This window comes from Actinoplanes subtropicus (assembly GCF_000721705.1).
In the GTDB taxonomy this organism is placed as follows: Bacteria; Actinomycetota; Actinomycetes; order Mycobacteriales; family Micromonosporaceae; genus Actinoplanes; species Actinoplanes subtropicus.
In genome coordinates, this window is the sequence record NZ_JOJL01000014.1 from 138,269 (window position 1) to 156,260 (window position 17,992).

At 73.9% G+C, this 17,992-nt stretch carries 2 protein-coding genes; both read right to left on the reverse strand.

All coding sequences use genetic code 11. From position 1 onward, the window contains the following. Positions 1-94: 94 nt before the first annotated feature. A complete protein-coding gene (locus tag IH26_RS0120785) occupies positions 95-5,758 on the reverse strand; it encodes a non-ribosomal peptide synthetase (protein ID WP_084598963.1) in 5,664 nt (1,887 codons plus the stop codon). A 19-nt stretch (positions 5,759-5,777) separates the two neighbouring features. Then, positions 5,778-17,963, reverse strand: a complete 12,186-nt coding sequence (locus IH26_RS0120790; protein ID WP_030437892.1) for a non-ribosomal peptide synthetase — start codon at positions 17,961-17,963, stop codon at positions 5,778-5,780. Between the last annotated feature and the right edge of the window lie 29 nt (positions 17,964-17,992).

Below are 17,992 nucleotides of genomic sequence, written 5' to 3' on the forward strand. Positions count from 1 at the left end.
CTTCCGGGCCTCCGGCTCGGCATCGGCCGATCGGCCGCGGCGAACTGGACACGCATCGCGGGCCGGCATCTGCATCGGCGGCTCCCGGCCGCCGTCAGCGAGCCCCATCATGCTGAACGGAATCGATGTCCACGAGTGGGTCCAAGCGAGCATCCCGGACACTTGGACGTGCCGGCCGGGCCCGGAGCTTCTCGGCGAGGACGGACCCGATCCGGGCCAGAGCCGCCGGCTGCACCATCTCGTAGTGGTTGGTCTTGATCTCGTACGACTCGACGGTCCCGCTGGTGAAGTCCTTCCAGCTCGCGATCGCCACCGGGACGGGCAGATGCGCGGGACGGTCCACCGAGGCCACGAAGAGCAGAACGTCGCTGGTGAACGGTACGGCGGTATGGGCCGGGCCGACCTGCCAGAGATTGCGCATGACCGCCTCCAGGCGCGCGCGGGCACCGGCCCCCTCCACCATCTGCCCGGCGAGGTCGAGTTCCTGCCGCTTCCGCTGTTCCAGGACCTGTTCGTCCCGCTGGGCCTCCTCGCTGACCGTGCCGGTCGCGTTCTTGCCCATGTAGACCGGATAGGCGTCGAGCAGGGCGAGCAGGCCGACCTCCTCCCCCTTCGCCTCGAGCAACGCGGCCATCGCCTGCGCGATCCGGCCGCCGAGGGACCATCCGAGCAGGTGGTACGGCCCGGTCGGCTGCACGGTGGCGATCTGCTCGAGGTAGTCGGCCGCCATCTCCTCGACGCTGCCCGGAAGAGTCTCCGTGCGGGCCAGGCCGCGCGCCTGCACCCCGTAGACCGGCTGGTCGGGCGGAAGGTGCCGCAGCAACGGCCGGTAGTTCCAGCTCAGCCCCCCGCTCGCGTGAACGCAGAACAGTGGCGGCCGGTCCCCGCCGGTACGCAGCGGCAGCAGGACCTCATAGTCGCCGGTCTTCGCCAAGGCGCTCGATCCCCGGCGCTCACCCACCACGATCAGCGTCTTGGCGGCCGACTTGCGGACGAGCAGACCCGTACGCAGCATCTGATGGCCCTCGGTGCCGTACGGGCAGGGCTCGCTCGATCGACCGGCCGGCCCCGCGTCCACCGCCGGACCGGTGACGTAGAGCTCGCCGACGGCACCGGGCGGGACCGGGCGCTGCCGGTCGTCGAGCACGAGCGCGCCGAGCGGGCCCGCCCCGGCCAGATCGGCGACCACCGCGGGCACGGCCCCGGACCAGCGGGCCGGTGCGATGGCCGGCCGAGCTCGCTCGGCGTCGTCCAGGAAGATGTCGAGCTCGCTGATCCGCCGACCGGGTTCCTCGGCCACCTGCTCCAGGACGCGGACCAGCCGCCGGGCCAGCACCTCCGCGGTGCCCTGATCGAACAGGTCGGCGGCGTAGTGCAGGGCGCCCTCGAGGCCGTCCAGCTCGTCGTCCTCGGCACGGCGCTCGATGAGCCGGAAGGCGAGATCCAGCTCGATGGCCTCGACCCCGGCCGGTTCGGCGCTGGTGCGCAACGCGGGCAGTTCCGCGGCGTCCCATGCGCCGTTGTCCTCCTCGCTCACCTCGAGGCCCACCTGGAACACCGGGTGGCGGGAGAGCGAGCCCGGCAGGTCCAGCAGGCCGGGAATCCGGTCGAACGGCACGTCCAGGTTCTGGCGTGCCTCGCGGACCGTCTCCTGCACCCGGGCGACGACCTCCAGGAAGGCCGGATCGGCCGAGAGGTCGACACGGACGGGGAAGGGCCGGGCGAACGGCCCGATCATCGGCTCCAGGTCGATCAGATCCTCGTCCCGGGGCAGCGTGGTGCCGATCACCAGATCCTCGCCCGCCCCGTACCTGGTCAGCAGCATGGCGAGGGCGGCCAGCACGATCTGGAAGGGGTCGGCGCCGGCCGATTCCACCGCCTTCGTCAACCGCACGTGCGAACCGGCGTCCAGCCGCAGTGCGACCGTGCCGGCCCGGCGCGAGCCGATGGCCGGCCGCGGACGGTCGAACGGGAGCACCGTCTCCCCGTCGATGCCGGCCAGGTGGTTCCGCCAGAAGGTCATCTGATCGTTGACGAGGCTGCCCTGATCGCGCTCGCCGTCCAGCAGCCGCTGCTCCCAGATCGCGTAGTCGGCGAACTGCAGGGCCAGCGGCGCCCGCTCCGGGGCCCGGCCGGCGCGCCGCGCACCGTACGCGGCCGCGAGGTCCCGGAAGAACACGTCCATCGAGTCGTCGTCGGCGGCGACGCGGTGCACCGTCACCGACAACACGTACTCGTTCTCCGCGAGCCGGAAGAGATCGCACCGCCACGGCACGTCCCGGGTGAGGTCGAAGAGCCGTTCGCGCCGCTCGGCGAGCAGCGCGGGAAGGTCCTCCTCGGACGCCGGGACGGGAGTCAGCCGCACCCCGGCGGCGTCGTGGATCAGCTGGTGCACCTCCCGCGCCGGGCCGGGGAAGGTCGTCCGGAGGATCTCGTGCCGGGCCGCGACGTCGCCGAGGGCCGCCTCCAGGGCGGTCACGTCCAACCGGCCGCGCAGCCGCACCACGGCACAGACGTGCAGGCCGGCGGTCTCCTCCGCGGGCCGGGCCAGCAACCAGGCACGCAGCTGGCGGGCGGTGAGCGGCACCCGCCCGGGCCGGGCGACGGCTTCCAGCGCGGGGCGTGACTTCGCGGCCAGCGCCCGGGCGACGCCCGCCGGCGTGGGTGAGGAGAACAGCTGCCGGATGGGCAGGTCCGCGCCCAGCTCCTCGCGGATCCGCGCGATGAGCCGCATGGCCAGTGCCGAGCTGCCGCCCAGGTCGTGGAAGGCGTCGTCGACCCCCACCCGCTCCAGTCCGAGGATCTCGGCGTAGAGCGCGCACAGCACCTTCTCGGTCTCGCTCTCGGGAGCCTTCGCCGACGCGTGCCCGGCAAGATCCGGGGCGGGCAGGGCTCGGCGATCCACCTTGCTGTTGGCCGTGATGGGCAGGCTGATCAGGCCCACGACCGCCGCGGGAACCATGTACGCCGGCAGGACCAGGCCCATCCGCCGGCGGATCTCCTCGGTGTCCAGCTCACCGGCGTCGGAGACGACATAGCCCACCAGCCGTCGTTCGCCCGGCTGGTCCTCCCGCGCCACGACGACCGCCTCGCGGACCCCCGGCTGGGCCGCCAGCACCGCCTCGACCTCGGCCAGCTCGACCCGGAAGCCGCGGATCTTCACCTGGTCGTCGGCCCGGCCGAGGAACACCACCTCGCCGTCGCGGTTCCACCGGGCCAGGTCCCCGGTCCGGTACATGCGTTCACCGGCGAGGAAGGGGCACGCCACGAACCGCTCGGCGGTCAGGTCCGGCCGCGACAGGTACCCGCGCGCCAGCCCGGTACCGGCGATGTACAGCTCGCCGGCCACTCCCGGCGCGACCGGCCGCAGGAAGGCGTCCAGGAGATAGACCTTGCGGTTGGTCATGGGCCGGCCGATCGGCAGCTCCGGCCCGGGAACCGAGCCGGGCTCGATCGATTTCCACGTCGCGCACAGGGTGGTCTCGGTCGGCCCGTACGTGTTGCGCACCCGCACGCCGGGCTGGGCGTGCCGCAGGTTCGCCACGGTGTGCGCGGGCACCACGTCGCCGCCGGTCCCGACCTCCCGCAGCCCGGCGAAACAATCCGGGGACGCTTCGGCGAGCGCCCGGAAGGTGCCCGCGGTGAGGTGTACGGCGGTCGCGCCGCGTTCGACGGCCTGGCGTATCCCGCCGGCGTCCACCACGCCGGGCTCGGCGACCAGGATCCGGCCACCGGTGACCAGCGGCACCCACATCTCGTACAGCGAGGGATCGAAGACGTGCGTCGCGTGCATCAGGACGCTGTCGCCGGGCCCGAGCTGCCAGCCAGGGTCGCCCGCCAGGCCGGCCACCGCCCCGTGCGGAACGGCCACGCCCTTCGGAACGCCGGTGGATCCCGAGGTATACATCACGTACGCCAGATCGCCGGCGCCGAGCCGGATCTCCGGCGCGGTGCCGGCCGCGTCGACGGCCGCTCGCGTCTCCGGCGCGTCGAGGACGATCGTCGTACGCCCCGGCGCGTTCTCCGCCACGGCCCCGCTGGTGGCCGCCGTGCAGACGACCGTCGAGACCCCGGCGTCGGCGACCATGAACGCGATCCGCTCGGCCGGGTAGGCGACGTCCACCGGGACGTACGCGGCACCCGCCTTCCAGATCGCCAGGAACACGATCGGCAGGTCGGCGGACCTCTCCATGGCCACCCCGACCCGGTCGCCACGACGGACACCACGCTCGGCGAGGTGGGCCGCCAGCCGGTCGGACGCCTGGCCGACCTCGGCGTAGCTGAGATCGGCGCCGGCCGCATCGGTGACCGCCACCGCGTCCGGCGCCTCGGCCACCCACCGGGCGACCATCTCGACCACGGACGTGCCGGGTACCGGGCCCGCGGTCGCGTTCCAGTCGTCCACCACCGAGGCGCGTTCGGCCTCGCTCAGCAGCGTCAGCCGGCCGACCGGGACGCCGGGCTCGGCGACCAGCCGCTCCAGGATCCGGACCAGGGCGCCGAGGACCGATCCGGCGGCCGCCGGGCCGAAGAGACCCCGGTCGTAGTCGAGGATGACCGGCATCCGCTCGCCCGGACCGGTGACCAGCGTGAACGGGTAGTGCGAGGCGTCGCGCCCCTTCTGCACCGGGCGCAGGGTCAGGCCGTCGTCCGGCGACCCGCCGAGTCCCGTACGCGGGAAGTTCTCGTAGATGACCAGCGTGTCGAAGACCGCACCGGGACCGACGGCGGCCTGCACCTCCTGCAGGCCGAGGTGCTGGTGCGCCCCGAGCGCGGACTGGTCGCGCTGCAGGGCGGCCAGCATCTCCGTGACCCGCTGCCCGCCGTCGAGCCGGACCCGCACCGGCAGGGTGTTGAGCAGCAGGCCGACCATCGACTCCACCTGAGCCAGTTCGGCCGGGCGCCCGGAGGAGGTCGCGCCGAACACCACGTCGGTACGGCCGGACAGCTGCCCCAGCACGACGGCCCACGCACCCTGCACGACGGTGTTCATCGTGAGGTCGTGGCCGCGGGCGAACCGGGCCAGGTCCTCGGTCAGCTCCGGGGACAGCTCGGCCATCACCGTGTCGATGTCCGGCACCCGGGCCGGATCGGCCGGCGCGACGGTGGTCGGCGTGTCCAGCCCGGCGAACGCTGCCCGCCAGGCCACCCGGGCCGTCTCCTTGTCCTGCCGGCCCAGCCAGGCCAGGTAGTCGCGATAGGACACCGCGGCGGGCAGGCCGGAGGCGTCCCCGCCGGCCGCGTAGATCGCGGCGAGCTCCCGGTGCAGGATCGGCATGGACCAGCCGTCCACCAGCGCGTGATGCAGGGTGTGCACCAGCCGGTGGCACTCCGGACCGAGCCGGATCAGATGCAGTTTCATCAGGGGCGCCGTCTCGAGGCGGAAACGCTCGGCCACCTCGCCCGCGGCCAGGCGGCTCACCTCGCCGGCGGCGACGTCGTCCGGCAGGCCGGCCAGATCCGTCTCCCGCCAGGGAATCTCGGCGTCCCGCTGGATGACCTGGACCATCTGCGCACCGCTGACGTAGCGGAAACAGGCCCGCAGCGCGGCGTGCCGGTCCACCAGCGCCTGCCAGGACGCCCTCAGCCGCCCGGCGTCCAGCGGGCCGTCGATGCCGTAGACGGACTGCACGGTATAGGTGTCCGGCCCGTCCGCGTCGAGGGCGGTGTGGTAGAGCATTCCCTCCTGCAGCGGCGAAAGCGGCCAGACGTCTTCCACGCTGGAGCGCGGCTTGGCACGGGTGTCGTCGACGGTCACGGTCTGCTCCTTCGAAAGGTCATTCGCCGGCCGGACCGGCCTCGAGTTGGTCCATCTGTTCGGGCGAGAGAGCCACGAGCGTGCCCGCCGGGGACGCCGTCTCGTCGTCCTCGGACGGGAGTTCCTTGACGAGCGCCGCCAGCCGTTCCGGCGTCCGCTCGTCGAACACCTGCCACGGGGTGAGGTCGAGCCCTTCCCGGCGGGCCCGGGTCGACAGCTGCATCGAGGTGATGGAGTCGCCGCCCAGTTCGAAGAAGCTGTCGCCGACGCCCACCCGCTCCAGGCCCAGGACCTCCGCGAACAGTTCGCACAACCGCGCCTCCATGGCCGTACGCGGATCCGCGCCGGACGACATCCCGCCGAAGTCCGGGGCCCGCAGCGCCCGGTGGTCGACCTTGCCGTTGGGGGTCAGCGGCATCGCGTCCAGCGGCACGAAGGCCGCCGGGATCATGTGCTCGGGCAGGCGTGCGGCCGCGGCCGCGGACAGGTCGGAGATCAGCGAGCCGGCCTCGGCGGCCGCCGGGACGACGTACGCCACCAGGCGCTTCTCCCCCGGCCCGTCCTCCCGGGCGACGACCGCCACCTGGGCAACTCCCGGATGGCCGGCCAGCACCGCCTCGATCTCGCCGGGCTCGATCCGGTATCCGCGCACCTTGACCTGAGCGTCGGCCCGGCCGACGAAGACCAGTTCGCCGTCCGAGGTCCAGCGGGCCCGGTCGCCGGTGCGGTACATCCGGCCGCCCACGGAGAACGGGTCGGCGACGAACCGTTCGGCGGTCCGGCCGGGGCGTCCGAGGTATCCGCGGGCGAGCCCGACGCCCGCGACGTACAGCTCGCCGGCCATTCCCGGGGGCACCGGTTGCAGGAAGGCGTCGAGCACATAGGTCCGCATGTTGCTGATCGGGCCGCCGATCGGGACCACGTCCCGCCCCGCCGACAGCGGAGCGCTCATCGTCGCGCACACGGTCGTCTCGGTGGGTCCGTAGCCGTTGATCATCCGGCGGCCCGGCGACCAGCGATCGACCAGCACGGGCGGGCAGGCCTCGCCGGCCACGATCAATGTCGCCAGGCTGTCCGGCAGGTCGTCCTCGACGGCCAGCACGCTCGGCGGCACGGTGACGTGGGTGATGTCCCATCGGCGTACCGCATCGCCCAGTGACACCCGGGGCGGCATGCTCGCGGGATCGGCCAGCACGATGGTGGCGCCGGACAGCAGTGCCATGGCGAGCTCGGAGACGGCGGCGTCGAAGCCGAGCGAGGCGAACTGCAGGACCCGCGACGAGGACGTCACGCCGAAGCGCTCGATCTGCGCCTCCGCCAGGTTGCCCAGCCCGGCGTGGGTCGCCAGGACGCCCTTGGGCACCCCGGTCGATCCCGAGGTGTAGATGACGTACGCGCCGTCGGCGGCCGCCACCCGGGGCAGCACCGTCGCCGGGTCGCCGCCGGGCCGCTCGTCCAGCACCACCACCGCGCCCGGAAACCCGGCCGGCGCGACAGCCCGGGTCGGCACCGTGCACACCAGCACCTCCGGCGCCGAATCCGCCAGCATCCAGGTGATCCGCTCCTGGGGGTAGTCCGGATCGACCGGCACGAACACCCCGCCGGCCAACGCCACGCCGAGCAGCGCCACCACCAACTCCGCCGACCGTCCGACCAGCACGGCCACCCGTGTCTCCCGGCGCACGCCGGAGGCCACCAGCAGCCGCGCCAGCCCCTCGGCCTCGCCCAGCAGCTCGCCGTAGGACAGGCTCCGCGCCGCGTCCCGCACCGCCACCGCATCGCGCGACCGTTCCACCTGCCGCCGGAACAACACCGGCAGCGGCTCGGCCGCCCGGGGTGCGGCGGTCCGGTTCCACTCCTGGACCACCAGCCGGTGTTCCGCGGCACCGATCAGGCCGATCCGTCCCACCGGGGTCCGCGGTTCGGCCGCCACCTGCCGGAGAGCCCGGACGATCGCCGCGAGCATCTCCTCGGCCTCGGCCCGCTCGAACGCGTCCGGGCGATAGATGAATTCGCCATGGATGCCGCCGCCTTCGGAGGCGCGCATGGACATCGGGTAGTGCCCGCTGTCCTCCGGGATCTCCGCCGGACGCAGGACGACCGCATCCGGTCCGCCGGACGGTTGCGGCGGGTGCGGGTAGTTCTCGAACACCACGAGTGTGTCGAACGCCGCGCCGGGACCGGCGAACTGGGTGATCTCGCTCAGCCCGACGTGCTGATGGGCCATCATCGCGACCTGGCGGCTCTGCAGGCCGGCCAGCATGTCGACGAACGGCTGGGCGCCGTCCAGGCGGGCCCGGACCGGCAGCGTGTTCATGAACAGGCCGACCACCGACTCGACGCCCGGGATCTCCGGCGGCCGCCCGGCCACCGCGGCGCCGAAGACCACGTCGTCGCGCCCGGTCAGCCGGGCCAGCAGAAGTGCCCAGACGCCCTGGAAGAGGGTATTCATCGTCACGCCGTGGTGCCGGGTGAGCTGCGCCAGGCGCCGGCTCAGGTCGTCGTCGAAGTGGAACCGCACACGGTCGGGCCGGATCGGTGTGGTGATCGTGTCCGGGGGCACGACGTGGGTCGCCTCGTCGAGTCCCGCGAGCTCGGCCCGCCACGCCTCCCGGGCGGCCTCTTTGTCCTGGCGGGCGAGCCAGGCGAGGTAGTCGCGGTACGACGCCGGCGCCGGCCGGGTCCCGCCGTCACCGCCGGATTCGTACGCCACCATCGCGTCGGTGGAGAGGATGGGAAGGGACCATCCGTCGCACGCGATGTGATGCGACGCCAGCGCCAGACGGTGCCGGCGCTCGGCGAGGCGCACCAGATGCAGGCGCAGCAGCGGCGCCCGGGTCAGGTCGAACCGGTCGGCACGCGACTCCGCCGTGAGGCGGTCGAACTCCGCCAGCGCCTCGTCCTCGGGCAGATCCGAGAGGTCGGTCTCCTGCCAGGGAATCGGCACCGCGCCGGCGACCGCCTGCACGGCCCCGCCGGACCCGAGCTGATGAAAGCTCGCCCGCAGGGCCGGGTGCCGGTCGACGACGGCCTGCCACGACGCGCGGAAGCGGGCGGCGTCCAGCGGTCCGTCGATGGCGAGGGTTCGCATGCCCGCGTAGACGTCCGGCCCGCGCTCGTCGGCGGCATGGAACAGCAGGCCCTCCTGCAGCGGCGAGAGCGGCCAGATGTCGAGCAGGCCGGGCACGGCGTTCTCGATCTCCGCCACGTCCCGCTGGGTCACCGCGGCGAGCGGGAAGTCGGACGGCGTGTGCCCCCCGGCGTCGCGGTCGCCGGCGTGTGCGGCCAGGCCGGCCAGCATGCCGAGCCAGGCCTCGCCGAGCGATTGCACCTCGGCGTCACCGAGGATCCGCCCGGCCCGGGTCACCGACAGGTTCAGCTCGGGGCCGCCCGCGGAGTCGAGCACGACCGCATCGATCTCCAGCACGTGCCGCAGGGGCATGTCCGGCTCGGCCGCACCACCGATGGTCCCCAGCGGCTGCCAGGGCTCCGGAGGACCGTCCGGCCGGGACGGGAAGCGGCCCAGGTAGTTGAACCCGATCTCCGCCTCGGGCCGGTCGGCCAGGACCCGCCCGGTTCCGGCGTCGAGGTGACGCAGGATCCCGTAGCCGAGCCCGTCGCCGGGCACCGCCCGGACGTCCTCCTTGACGCTCTTCAGCAGGTGGCCGGCCGCGTCGTCGCCGGCCATGGCCGCGGCCGGGTCGATCCCGCTCACGTCCAGCCGGACCGGATGCGTGTCGGTGAACCAGCCGACCGTGCGCGACAGGTCCATCGCACCGCCGGACCGGCGGCCGTGGCCTTCGACGTCCACCACCACGGTGGTGCCGCCCCGCCAGTGCGCGACCGCGCCGGCCAGGGTGGCCAGCAGCACCTCGTGCACACCGCAGTGGAACGCCGAGGTGACCTTCTCCACGAGTACGCTCGCCTGCGCGCGCGGCACGGCCCACGATCGGCGTCCGGCCGTGGACATGGTGTCCCGGGTGAGGTCCAGTGCGCCCAGCCGCGGTTGCCGGTCGCCGAGAATCTCCGTCCACGTGGCCAGCTCCGCCGTGCGGGCCGCGGCCTCCTCGGCCAGCGTCCGCGCCCAGCGCCGGAACGAGACGCCCACCGGATCGAGCGCCGGTTCCCGGCCCGCGGCGACGGCTTCGCACGCCGCTCGCAGATCGGGCAGCAGGATGCGCCACGACACCGCGTCGACGACCAGGTGGTGGGCCAGCAGCACGAGCCGTCCGGCGCGGTCGGGTCCGGCGTCCACCCACACCGCCCGGACCATCACGCCGGCGGCCGGGTCCAGCCGCGCGGCCGCCTCCATGGCGGCGTGTTCCGCGAGGTCGTCCAGGTCACCGGCGCCCGCCTCGACCCGTTCGACCAGCGCCGCCGCCGCTACCGCACCCCGCTCGGCGACAAGCAGCCGGGGCTCCTGGTCCCCGTGCGCGACGACCCGGCTCCGCAGCATGTCGTGCGTGTCGAGCACCGCGCTCAAGCCGGCCGCCAGCACGTCCACCGACAGGCCGGCGGGCACGCCCATGGCCGTCCACTGCGCCGAGGAGCTCCGGGTCATCGCGCCGGGATCGCGTTCGAGCAGTGCCCGCATCACCGGCGTCCACGGCACCTCGCCGACGCCGTCGGCGAAGCCGGCCCCGGCCGCACCGAGCCTGGCGACCGCCGCGATACCGGCCGGCGTCTTGTGCTCGAAGACGTCCTCCGGGCCGAAGACGAGCTTCTCGCGTCGCGCCCGGCCGGCCAGCTGCATCGACAGGATCGAGTCGCCGCCGAGCTCGAAGAAACTGTCGTCGGCGCCGACCCGCTCCTGGCCGAGAATCTCGGCGAACAGGTCGCACAACACCCGCTCGGCCTCGGTACGCGGCTCCCGGCCGGCCGGCTTCACGATGAAATCGGGAGCGGGCAGCGCGGCGCGATCGATCTTCTCGTTGACCGTCAGCGGGAAGGCGTCCAGCACCACCACCACGGCCGGCACCAGGAAGCCCGGTAGCCGCGCCGCGAGGTGCTCGCGGATGGCGGCGGGGTCGGGGGCCGGCTCCTCGCCGGCGGTGACATAGGCGATCAGCCTCTTCTCGCCCGGCCGGTCCTCCCGCGCCACGACCACCGCCTGCGCGACCCCGGGCACGTCGGTCAGCGCCGCCTCGACCTCGGCCGGCTCGACCCGGTAGCCGCGGATCTTCACCTGGGAGTCGGCGCGCCCGGCGAACACCAACTCGCCCTGATCGGTCCAGCGGGCCAGGTCGCCGGTGCGATACATCCGCGTACCGGCCACGAACGGATCCGCGACGAACCGATCGGCGGTCGCCGCGGCCGCCCCCAGATAGCCGTGCGCCAGGCCGGCGCCGGCGAGGTAGAGCTCGCCGGTCACCTGGGGGGCCACCGGCTGGAGGAACGCGTCGAGCAGGTAGGCCCGGCGCCCGGCCATCGGCCGGCCGATCGGCAAGGCGTCGCCGATCTCGTCCCCCGGCTCGATCAGGTGCCAGGTGGCGCAGAGTGTGGTCTCGGTGGGGCCGTACAGGTGCCGGACCCGGACCTCCGGGCAGGCCTGGCGCAGCCGTACGACGGAGGCGAGCGGGACCACGTCCCCACCGGTCAGGACCTCCCGCAGCCCGCGGAAGGAATCCGGCGACTCCTCGGCCAGCACCCGGAAGCTGCCGGCCGTCAGATGAGCGGTGGTCACGCCGCGAACGACCGCCTCCCGCAGCCGCCGCGCGTCGACCGCGCCCGGCTCCGCCACCAGGACACGGGCGCCGCTGGCCAGCGGCACCCAGATCTCCAGCAACGACGCGTCGAACGCGTGCGGTGCGTGCATCAGCACACAATCGCCGGCGGCCAGCGACCAGCCCGGGTCGCCGGCCAGCGCCGCCACGCTCGCGTGCGGCACCGCCACGCCCTTCGGCAACCCGGTCGATCCGGACGTGTACATCACGTAGGCCACGTCATCGGCCTCGACCGTGAGCGACGGCGCGTCCGGCGCCTCCTCGGTCGCCGGCGCGTCCACGACCACCGGCGTGATGCCGGCCGGCAGCGCGTCCCGGGTCGCCGCCATGCAGACCGCCACCGACGTGCCGGCGTCGGCCAGCATGCGCTCGATCCGTTCCGCCGGATAGTCGAGGTTCACCGGGACGTACGCGGCTCCGGCCTTCCAGACGGCGAGCAAGGCGACGATCAGCTCCGCGCCGCGCGGCAGCAGCACGCCGACGTGGTCGCCGCGCCGTACGCCGATTCCGGCGAGGCGCCCGGCCAGCCGGTCCGAATTCCGGTCGAGATCGGCGTAGGACAGCGAGCGCGCCCCGTCCAGGATGGCCACCGCGCCGGGCGAGCGCCGCGCGTGCCGCCGGAACGACTCGAGCACCGACGCCCCACCGGCGGCTTCGGCGGTCGCGGGCTCCGCCACGGACGCCCGCACCCGCTCGCTCGTCACACCGAGGCGGCCCACGGCGAGCGAGGGCTCCGCCACCACCCGTTCCAGGACCCGCACGACCTGCCTGGCGACCTCGACGGCCGTCTCCCGGGCGATGGTGCCGGGCCGATAGGACACGCGGATCCCCAGCTGCTCCCCGGGGCTGACGCTCATGGTCAGCGGGTAACCGGTACCGGTCCGGGTGAGCACCGAACTGATCGTGATCCCACCGTCGTCGCCCAGGCCGGCGGCGTCCATCGGGTAGTTCTCGACCATCATGATGGTGTCGAAGGTCGCGCCCGCCCCCGACACCTTCTGAATCTCCGACAACCCCATGTACTGGTGTTCGGTCAACGCCGACTGGCGCGCTTGCAGGTCCCGGAGCAGGTCCAGCACAGATCGGCCGCTGTCCAGGCGTACCCGGACCGGGACGGTGTTGATGAACATCCCGACCATCCGCTCGACGTCCGGCACCTCGGCCGGGCGTCCCGACACCACCGACCCGAACACCACGTCCGTCCGGCCGGCCAGCCGGGCCAGCACCAACGCCCAGGCGCCCTGGACGAGCGTGCTCAGCGTCAGTCCCCGGCCGCGCGCGAATGCGGTGAGGGCCCGGGTCGCCTCCGCGGCCAGCCGTTCGCCGTGCACGTCCGGCATCACCATGGCCGTGCCGGCCTCGGCGTCCACCGTGGTCGGTTCGTCCGCGCCGGCGAGCTCGGCCCGCCATGCCGACCGGGCCGCCGCCCTGTCCTGGCGGTTCAGCCAAGCCAGGTAGTCCCGGTAGGAGGGCGCCGCCGAGGAGATCGGCCGACCCGCGTACGCGGCCGACATCTCACCCACGACGATCGGGGTCGACCAGCCGTCCAGGACGATGTGGTGCGACGTCAGCACGAGCCGGTGCCGGCCTTCGCCGAGCTTGATGAGCAGCAGCCGCAGCAGCGGCGCCCGGGTGAGGTCGAACCGCTCCACCTGGTCGGCCGCGAGGAGGCGGTCGACCTCCGCGGCCGCCTCCGGCTCGCCCAGATGCGACACATCCGCCACCCGCCACGGGATGTCGGCGGCTCCCCGGATCACCTGCACGGTGCGGCCGGAAGCCAGCTGGTGCTGGCTCGCCCGCAGAGCGTCGTGCCGGGCGACCACCTGCCGCCAGGCCGCACGCAGTCGATCCGCGTCGAGCGGCCCGTCCAGGTCGAAGATCCGCTGGGTCTGATAGACGTCGACCCCGTCCTCGTCCAGGGCTCGTTCGAACAGCATGCCTTGCTGCGTCGGCAACAGCGGCAGGACGTCCGTCAGTCCGGGCGCCGCGGCCTCCAGCTCCGCCACATCCGGCTGGGTCAGCTCGACCAGGTCGAAGTCGGATGGGGTGTGTCCGCCGGCGTCCGGCGCGCCGGCGGCGGTGGCGAGGCCGGTCAGCAGGTCCAGCCACGCCTCGCCGAGCCGCTCGACCGTGCCCGGGTCGAGGCCCCGGCCGTCCAGGGTCAGTCGCAGCCGCGGGCCGGCCGCGGTGTCCTGGACGTCGGCGGCGGCCTCCAGTGGGTGGGCCAGGACGGCCTCCGGGCCGGCCCCGCCGAGCACCCCCTCGCGCACCGACCACGCGGTCTCCTCGGCGGCGACGGTGGATCGGCCGAGGTAGTTGAATCCGACCCGCGGGGACGGCAACGTCGCCAGTCTCGCCCCGGTGTCCGGGTTGAGATGGCGCAGCAGCCCGTAGCCGATCCCACCGCCGGGCACCGTGCGTACCTGCTGCTTCACGGCTTTCAGCAGATCCCCGGCCGCCGCGGTCCCGGCCGCCGCGGCCGCCAGGTCGAGGCCGGAGAGGTCGAGCCGGACGGGGTGGACGCCGGTGAACCAGCCCACGGTGCGTAACAGGTCCTCGCCGTCGGCGGCATCGCGGCCGTGACCTTCCACATCCACGAGCACCCCGGCGGCGTCCCCGCTCGCACGCGCCACCGCCCCCGCGAACCCGGCGAGCAGAACCTCGTTGACTCCACAGTGGAAGATCGTCGGGACCCGGCCCGCGAGGGCCAGCGCCGCGTCGCCGGACAACGTCCGGGACCACGAGGACGGTTGCCCGGAGTCCTCCGGAAGGGCGGGAACCGCCCCCCGCAGCACGCCGGCCCAGTAGTCGAGCTCGGCGACCGTGCTCTCCCGCCGGGCCTGCTCGGTCAGCCGCAGCGCCCACTCGCGGTACGACGTCGCCGCGGGCTCGAGCGCCGGGGTCCGGCCGGAACGTATCTGGTCGTACGCCGCCCGCAGGTCCGGCAGCAGGATTCCCCAGGAGACCGCGTCGACCACCAGGTGATGAGCCACCAGCACCAACCGGCCCGGCGCGCCCTCCCCCGCGTCGATCCACACCAGCCGCACCATGATCCCGGCGGACGGATCGAGTCCCGCCTCCGCCGTCCGGGCCGCGCCCCCGGCGACCTCGTCGAGGTTCCCGGCGCCGGCCGCCACTCGCGTGATCAGGCCGGCCGCGGCCACGGCGCCGCTCCCGGGCACCACCAGCCGCCGATCCGGCTCGACCCGCATCCGCAGCACGTCGTGCGTGTCCAGCACCGCTTGCAGCGCGCGGGCCAGCGCGTCCGGGTCCAGTCCGGCCGGGGCGACCACGACCGTCGCCTGAGCGAAGCCGGGGCGCACGGCCGCGTCCCCGAGTGCCCGCATCACCGGCGTCCACGGGACCTCCCCGACGCCGGCGCCGGCCGCGTGCCGGCCCGCCGACCGGGCCGTTCCGGCCAGCGCCGCCAGCCGTTCCGGGGTCCGTTGCTCGAAGATCAGCCGCGGGGTCAGGGCGATCCCCTCGCGCCGGGCGCGGGCGGCGACCCGCATCGACGAGATCGAGTCGCCGCCCAGGGCGAAGAAGCTGTCGTCGACGCCGACCCGGTCCACGCCCAGCACGTCGGCGAAGATCTGGCACAGGATCCGCTCCGCCTCGGTGGCCACGGCCCGGCCGGCCGGCTTCGAGGCGAGGTCCGGTTCGGGCAGGGCCTGCCGGTCCACCTTGCCGTTGACGGTCAGCGGCAGGTCGTCCAGGACCACCAGCGCGGCCGGGACCATGAACGCGGGCAGCTTCTCGGCGAGCTGCCCGCGCAGGGCCGCCGGGTCGAGGTGCCGCCCCGCCCCGGCGGTCACATAACCGATCAAAAGCTCTTCCCGTACGGACACCACGGCCTGGCCGACCCCCGGCAGCTCGCCGAGAACGGCCTCGACCTCGCCCGGTTCCACCCGATAGCCGCGGATCTTGACCTGGTCGTCGGCCCGGCCGGCGAACACCAGCGCACCCCGCGACGTCCAGGACGCCCGGTCGCCGGTCCGGTACATCCGCCCACCCGGGACGAACGGGTCGGCGACGAACCGCTCCGCGGTCAGCGCGGGACGGCCGAGGTAACCCCGCGCCACACCGGCGCCGGCAAGGTACAGCTCGCCCGTCATGCCCGGCGGCAGGGGCCGGAGGAACGCGTCGAGCACGTAGACCCGCCGCCCGGCGAGCGGACGTCCGATCGGCAGCACCGGCCCCGTCTCGTCGCCTGGTTCGAGCAGCCACCAGGTGGCGCACAGGGTGGCTTCGGTCGGGCCGTAGAGATGCCGTACCCGGACCTCCGGACACGCCCGCCGCACCCGCTCCACCGCCGCCGGCGGCACCTCGTCCCCGCCGGTCAGAACCTCGCGCAGGCCGGCGACGGACTCCGGCGACTCCTCGGCCAGGACCCGGAACGCCCCCGCGGTCAGGTGGGCGGTCGTGACACCGCCGGCCACCTGTGCGGCCAGGGCCTCGCCGTCGACCGCTCCCGGCCCGGCGATCACCACCCGGGCTCCCGACACCAGCGGCACCCAGATCTCGAACAGCGAGATGTCGAACGCGTGCGAAGCGTGCATGAGTACGGCGTCGCCGGGGCCCGTACCCCAGCCCGGCTCACCGACCAGCGCCGCGACGTTGCCGTGCGACACCGCCACGCCCTTCGGCGTCCCGGTCGACCCGGAGGTGTACATCACGTACGCGAGGTCGGCGGCGCCGACTTCGACCGACCGCCGCGGGCACCGCGCCACCGCCTGCCGCGTCCGGGGATCGTCCAGCACGATCGGATCCAGCACGCCGCCGAGCACGGCGGCCCGGAATTCCTCCTCGCACACCGTGGCCGCCGGCCGGGCGTCGTCGAGCATGAACCTGATGCGTTCGACCGGATAGGCGGGATCCACCGGCACGAACGCCGCTCCCGCCCGCCACACCGCGAGCAACGTCTCGATCAGCTCGGTCGACCGCCGCATCACGACGGCCACCCGGTCCCCGCGCCGGACCCCGCGGCGGCTCAGGTAACCGGCGAGCCGCTCCGCGCGCTCGGCCAACTCGCCGAACGACGTCGCCCGATCGCCCTCGACGACGGCCACCTCGTCGCGGCGGCGTTCCACCTGGCGGCCGAACAGGTCCAGGGCCAGCCGGCCGGATTCCCCCTCCGGGCCCACTCCCCAATCGCGCACCACCAGGTCGCGCTCGTCCGCGCTCGTCACTTCGACCTCGGCCACCGTGGTGTCGCCGGCCGTCGTCAGCTGGTGCAGAACCCCGACGACCCGGTCGACGATCCGGCGCGCGGTGGCCTCGTCGAAGAGCTCCGGGAGGTAGTCGAGCTTCAGGAGCGTCGTCTCGCCGGGGACGGCGACCAGCGTCAGCGGATAGTGGGCGGCTTCGCGGCCCTGCCGCACCCGGATGCCGAAGGTCCCGGCGGAGTTCGGTCCGCCGATCTCGCGCGGAAAGTTCTGGACGACCAGCAGGGTGTCGAAGATCGCGCCGGGCCCGGCCGCCTTCTGAATGTCCGCCAGGCCCACGAACTGGCCGGGGATGAGCGCCGACTGCCGCTTCTGCAACTCGGCCAGCATCTCGACGACCGACGCCGAGCCGCGCAGCCGGACGCGTACCGGCACGGTGTTCAGGAACAGGCCGACCATCCCCTCGACGCCGGGCAGGTCGGCCGGCCGCGCCGACACCGTCGCCCCGAACACCACATCGGTCCGGCCGGTCAGCCGCGCCAGCACCAACGCCCAGGCGCCCTGCACGACCGTGTTCAGCGTCAACCCATGGCCCCGGGTCAGCTCGTCCAGCGACCGTGCGAGGCTCTCCGGCAGCTCGGCCGTGACGCTCTCGGGCGTGCCGGGCGCTCGCTCCGGATCGGCGGCCGCGACCAGCGTCGGCTCCTCGGCGCCCCGCAGCTCCGCCGTCCAGGCCGCGAGCGCCCGCTGCCGGTCCTGCCGATTCAGCCACGCGAGGTAGTCCCGGTACGACGGCACGGCCGGCAGGTCCACCGGGCCGCCGTCGGCCGCGTACAGCATCGACAGCTCGTCGAGGACGATCGGCAACGACCAGCCGTCCAGGATCGCGTGGTGGCAGGTCATCACCAGCCGGTGCGCGCCGCCGGCGAGACGGATCAGGGTCAGCCGCAGCAGCGGCGCCTCGGCGACGTCGAACGGCTTCAACCGGTCCTCTTCGGCCAGCTCGCGCACGGCCTCCCCGGGATGGCCGAGGTGGGTCAGGTCGACCACCCGCCACGGCGGCGTCGCCCGGCCGGCGATGATCTGCACCGTCTCGCCGCTCCGGCGCTGCCGGAAGCAGGCCCGGAGGGCGGCGTGCCGGGCCAGCAACGCATCCCATGCCGCGCGGAGCCGGGCCGCGTCCACCGGTCCGTCGAGTTCCAGGATCCAGTGTCCTACATAGACGGACGGCTCCTCCTCGTCATAGACGGTGTGGAAGATCAGTCCTTCCTGCAGGGGGGACAGCGGCCAGACGTCCTCGATCCGCGACTGGGTCATGGATATCTCCCTCATCAGAGAAGGCTCAA

What these genes read in the sequence shown, in the direction of transcription:
- IH26_RS0120790 (WP_030437892.1), bottom strand. Translation starts at nt 17,963, where the DNA reads ATGACCCAGTCGCGGATCGAGGACGTCTGGCCGCTGTCCCCCCTGCAG.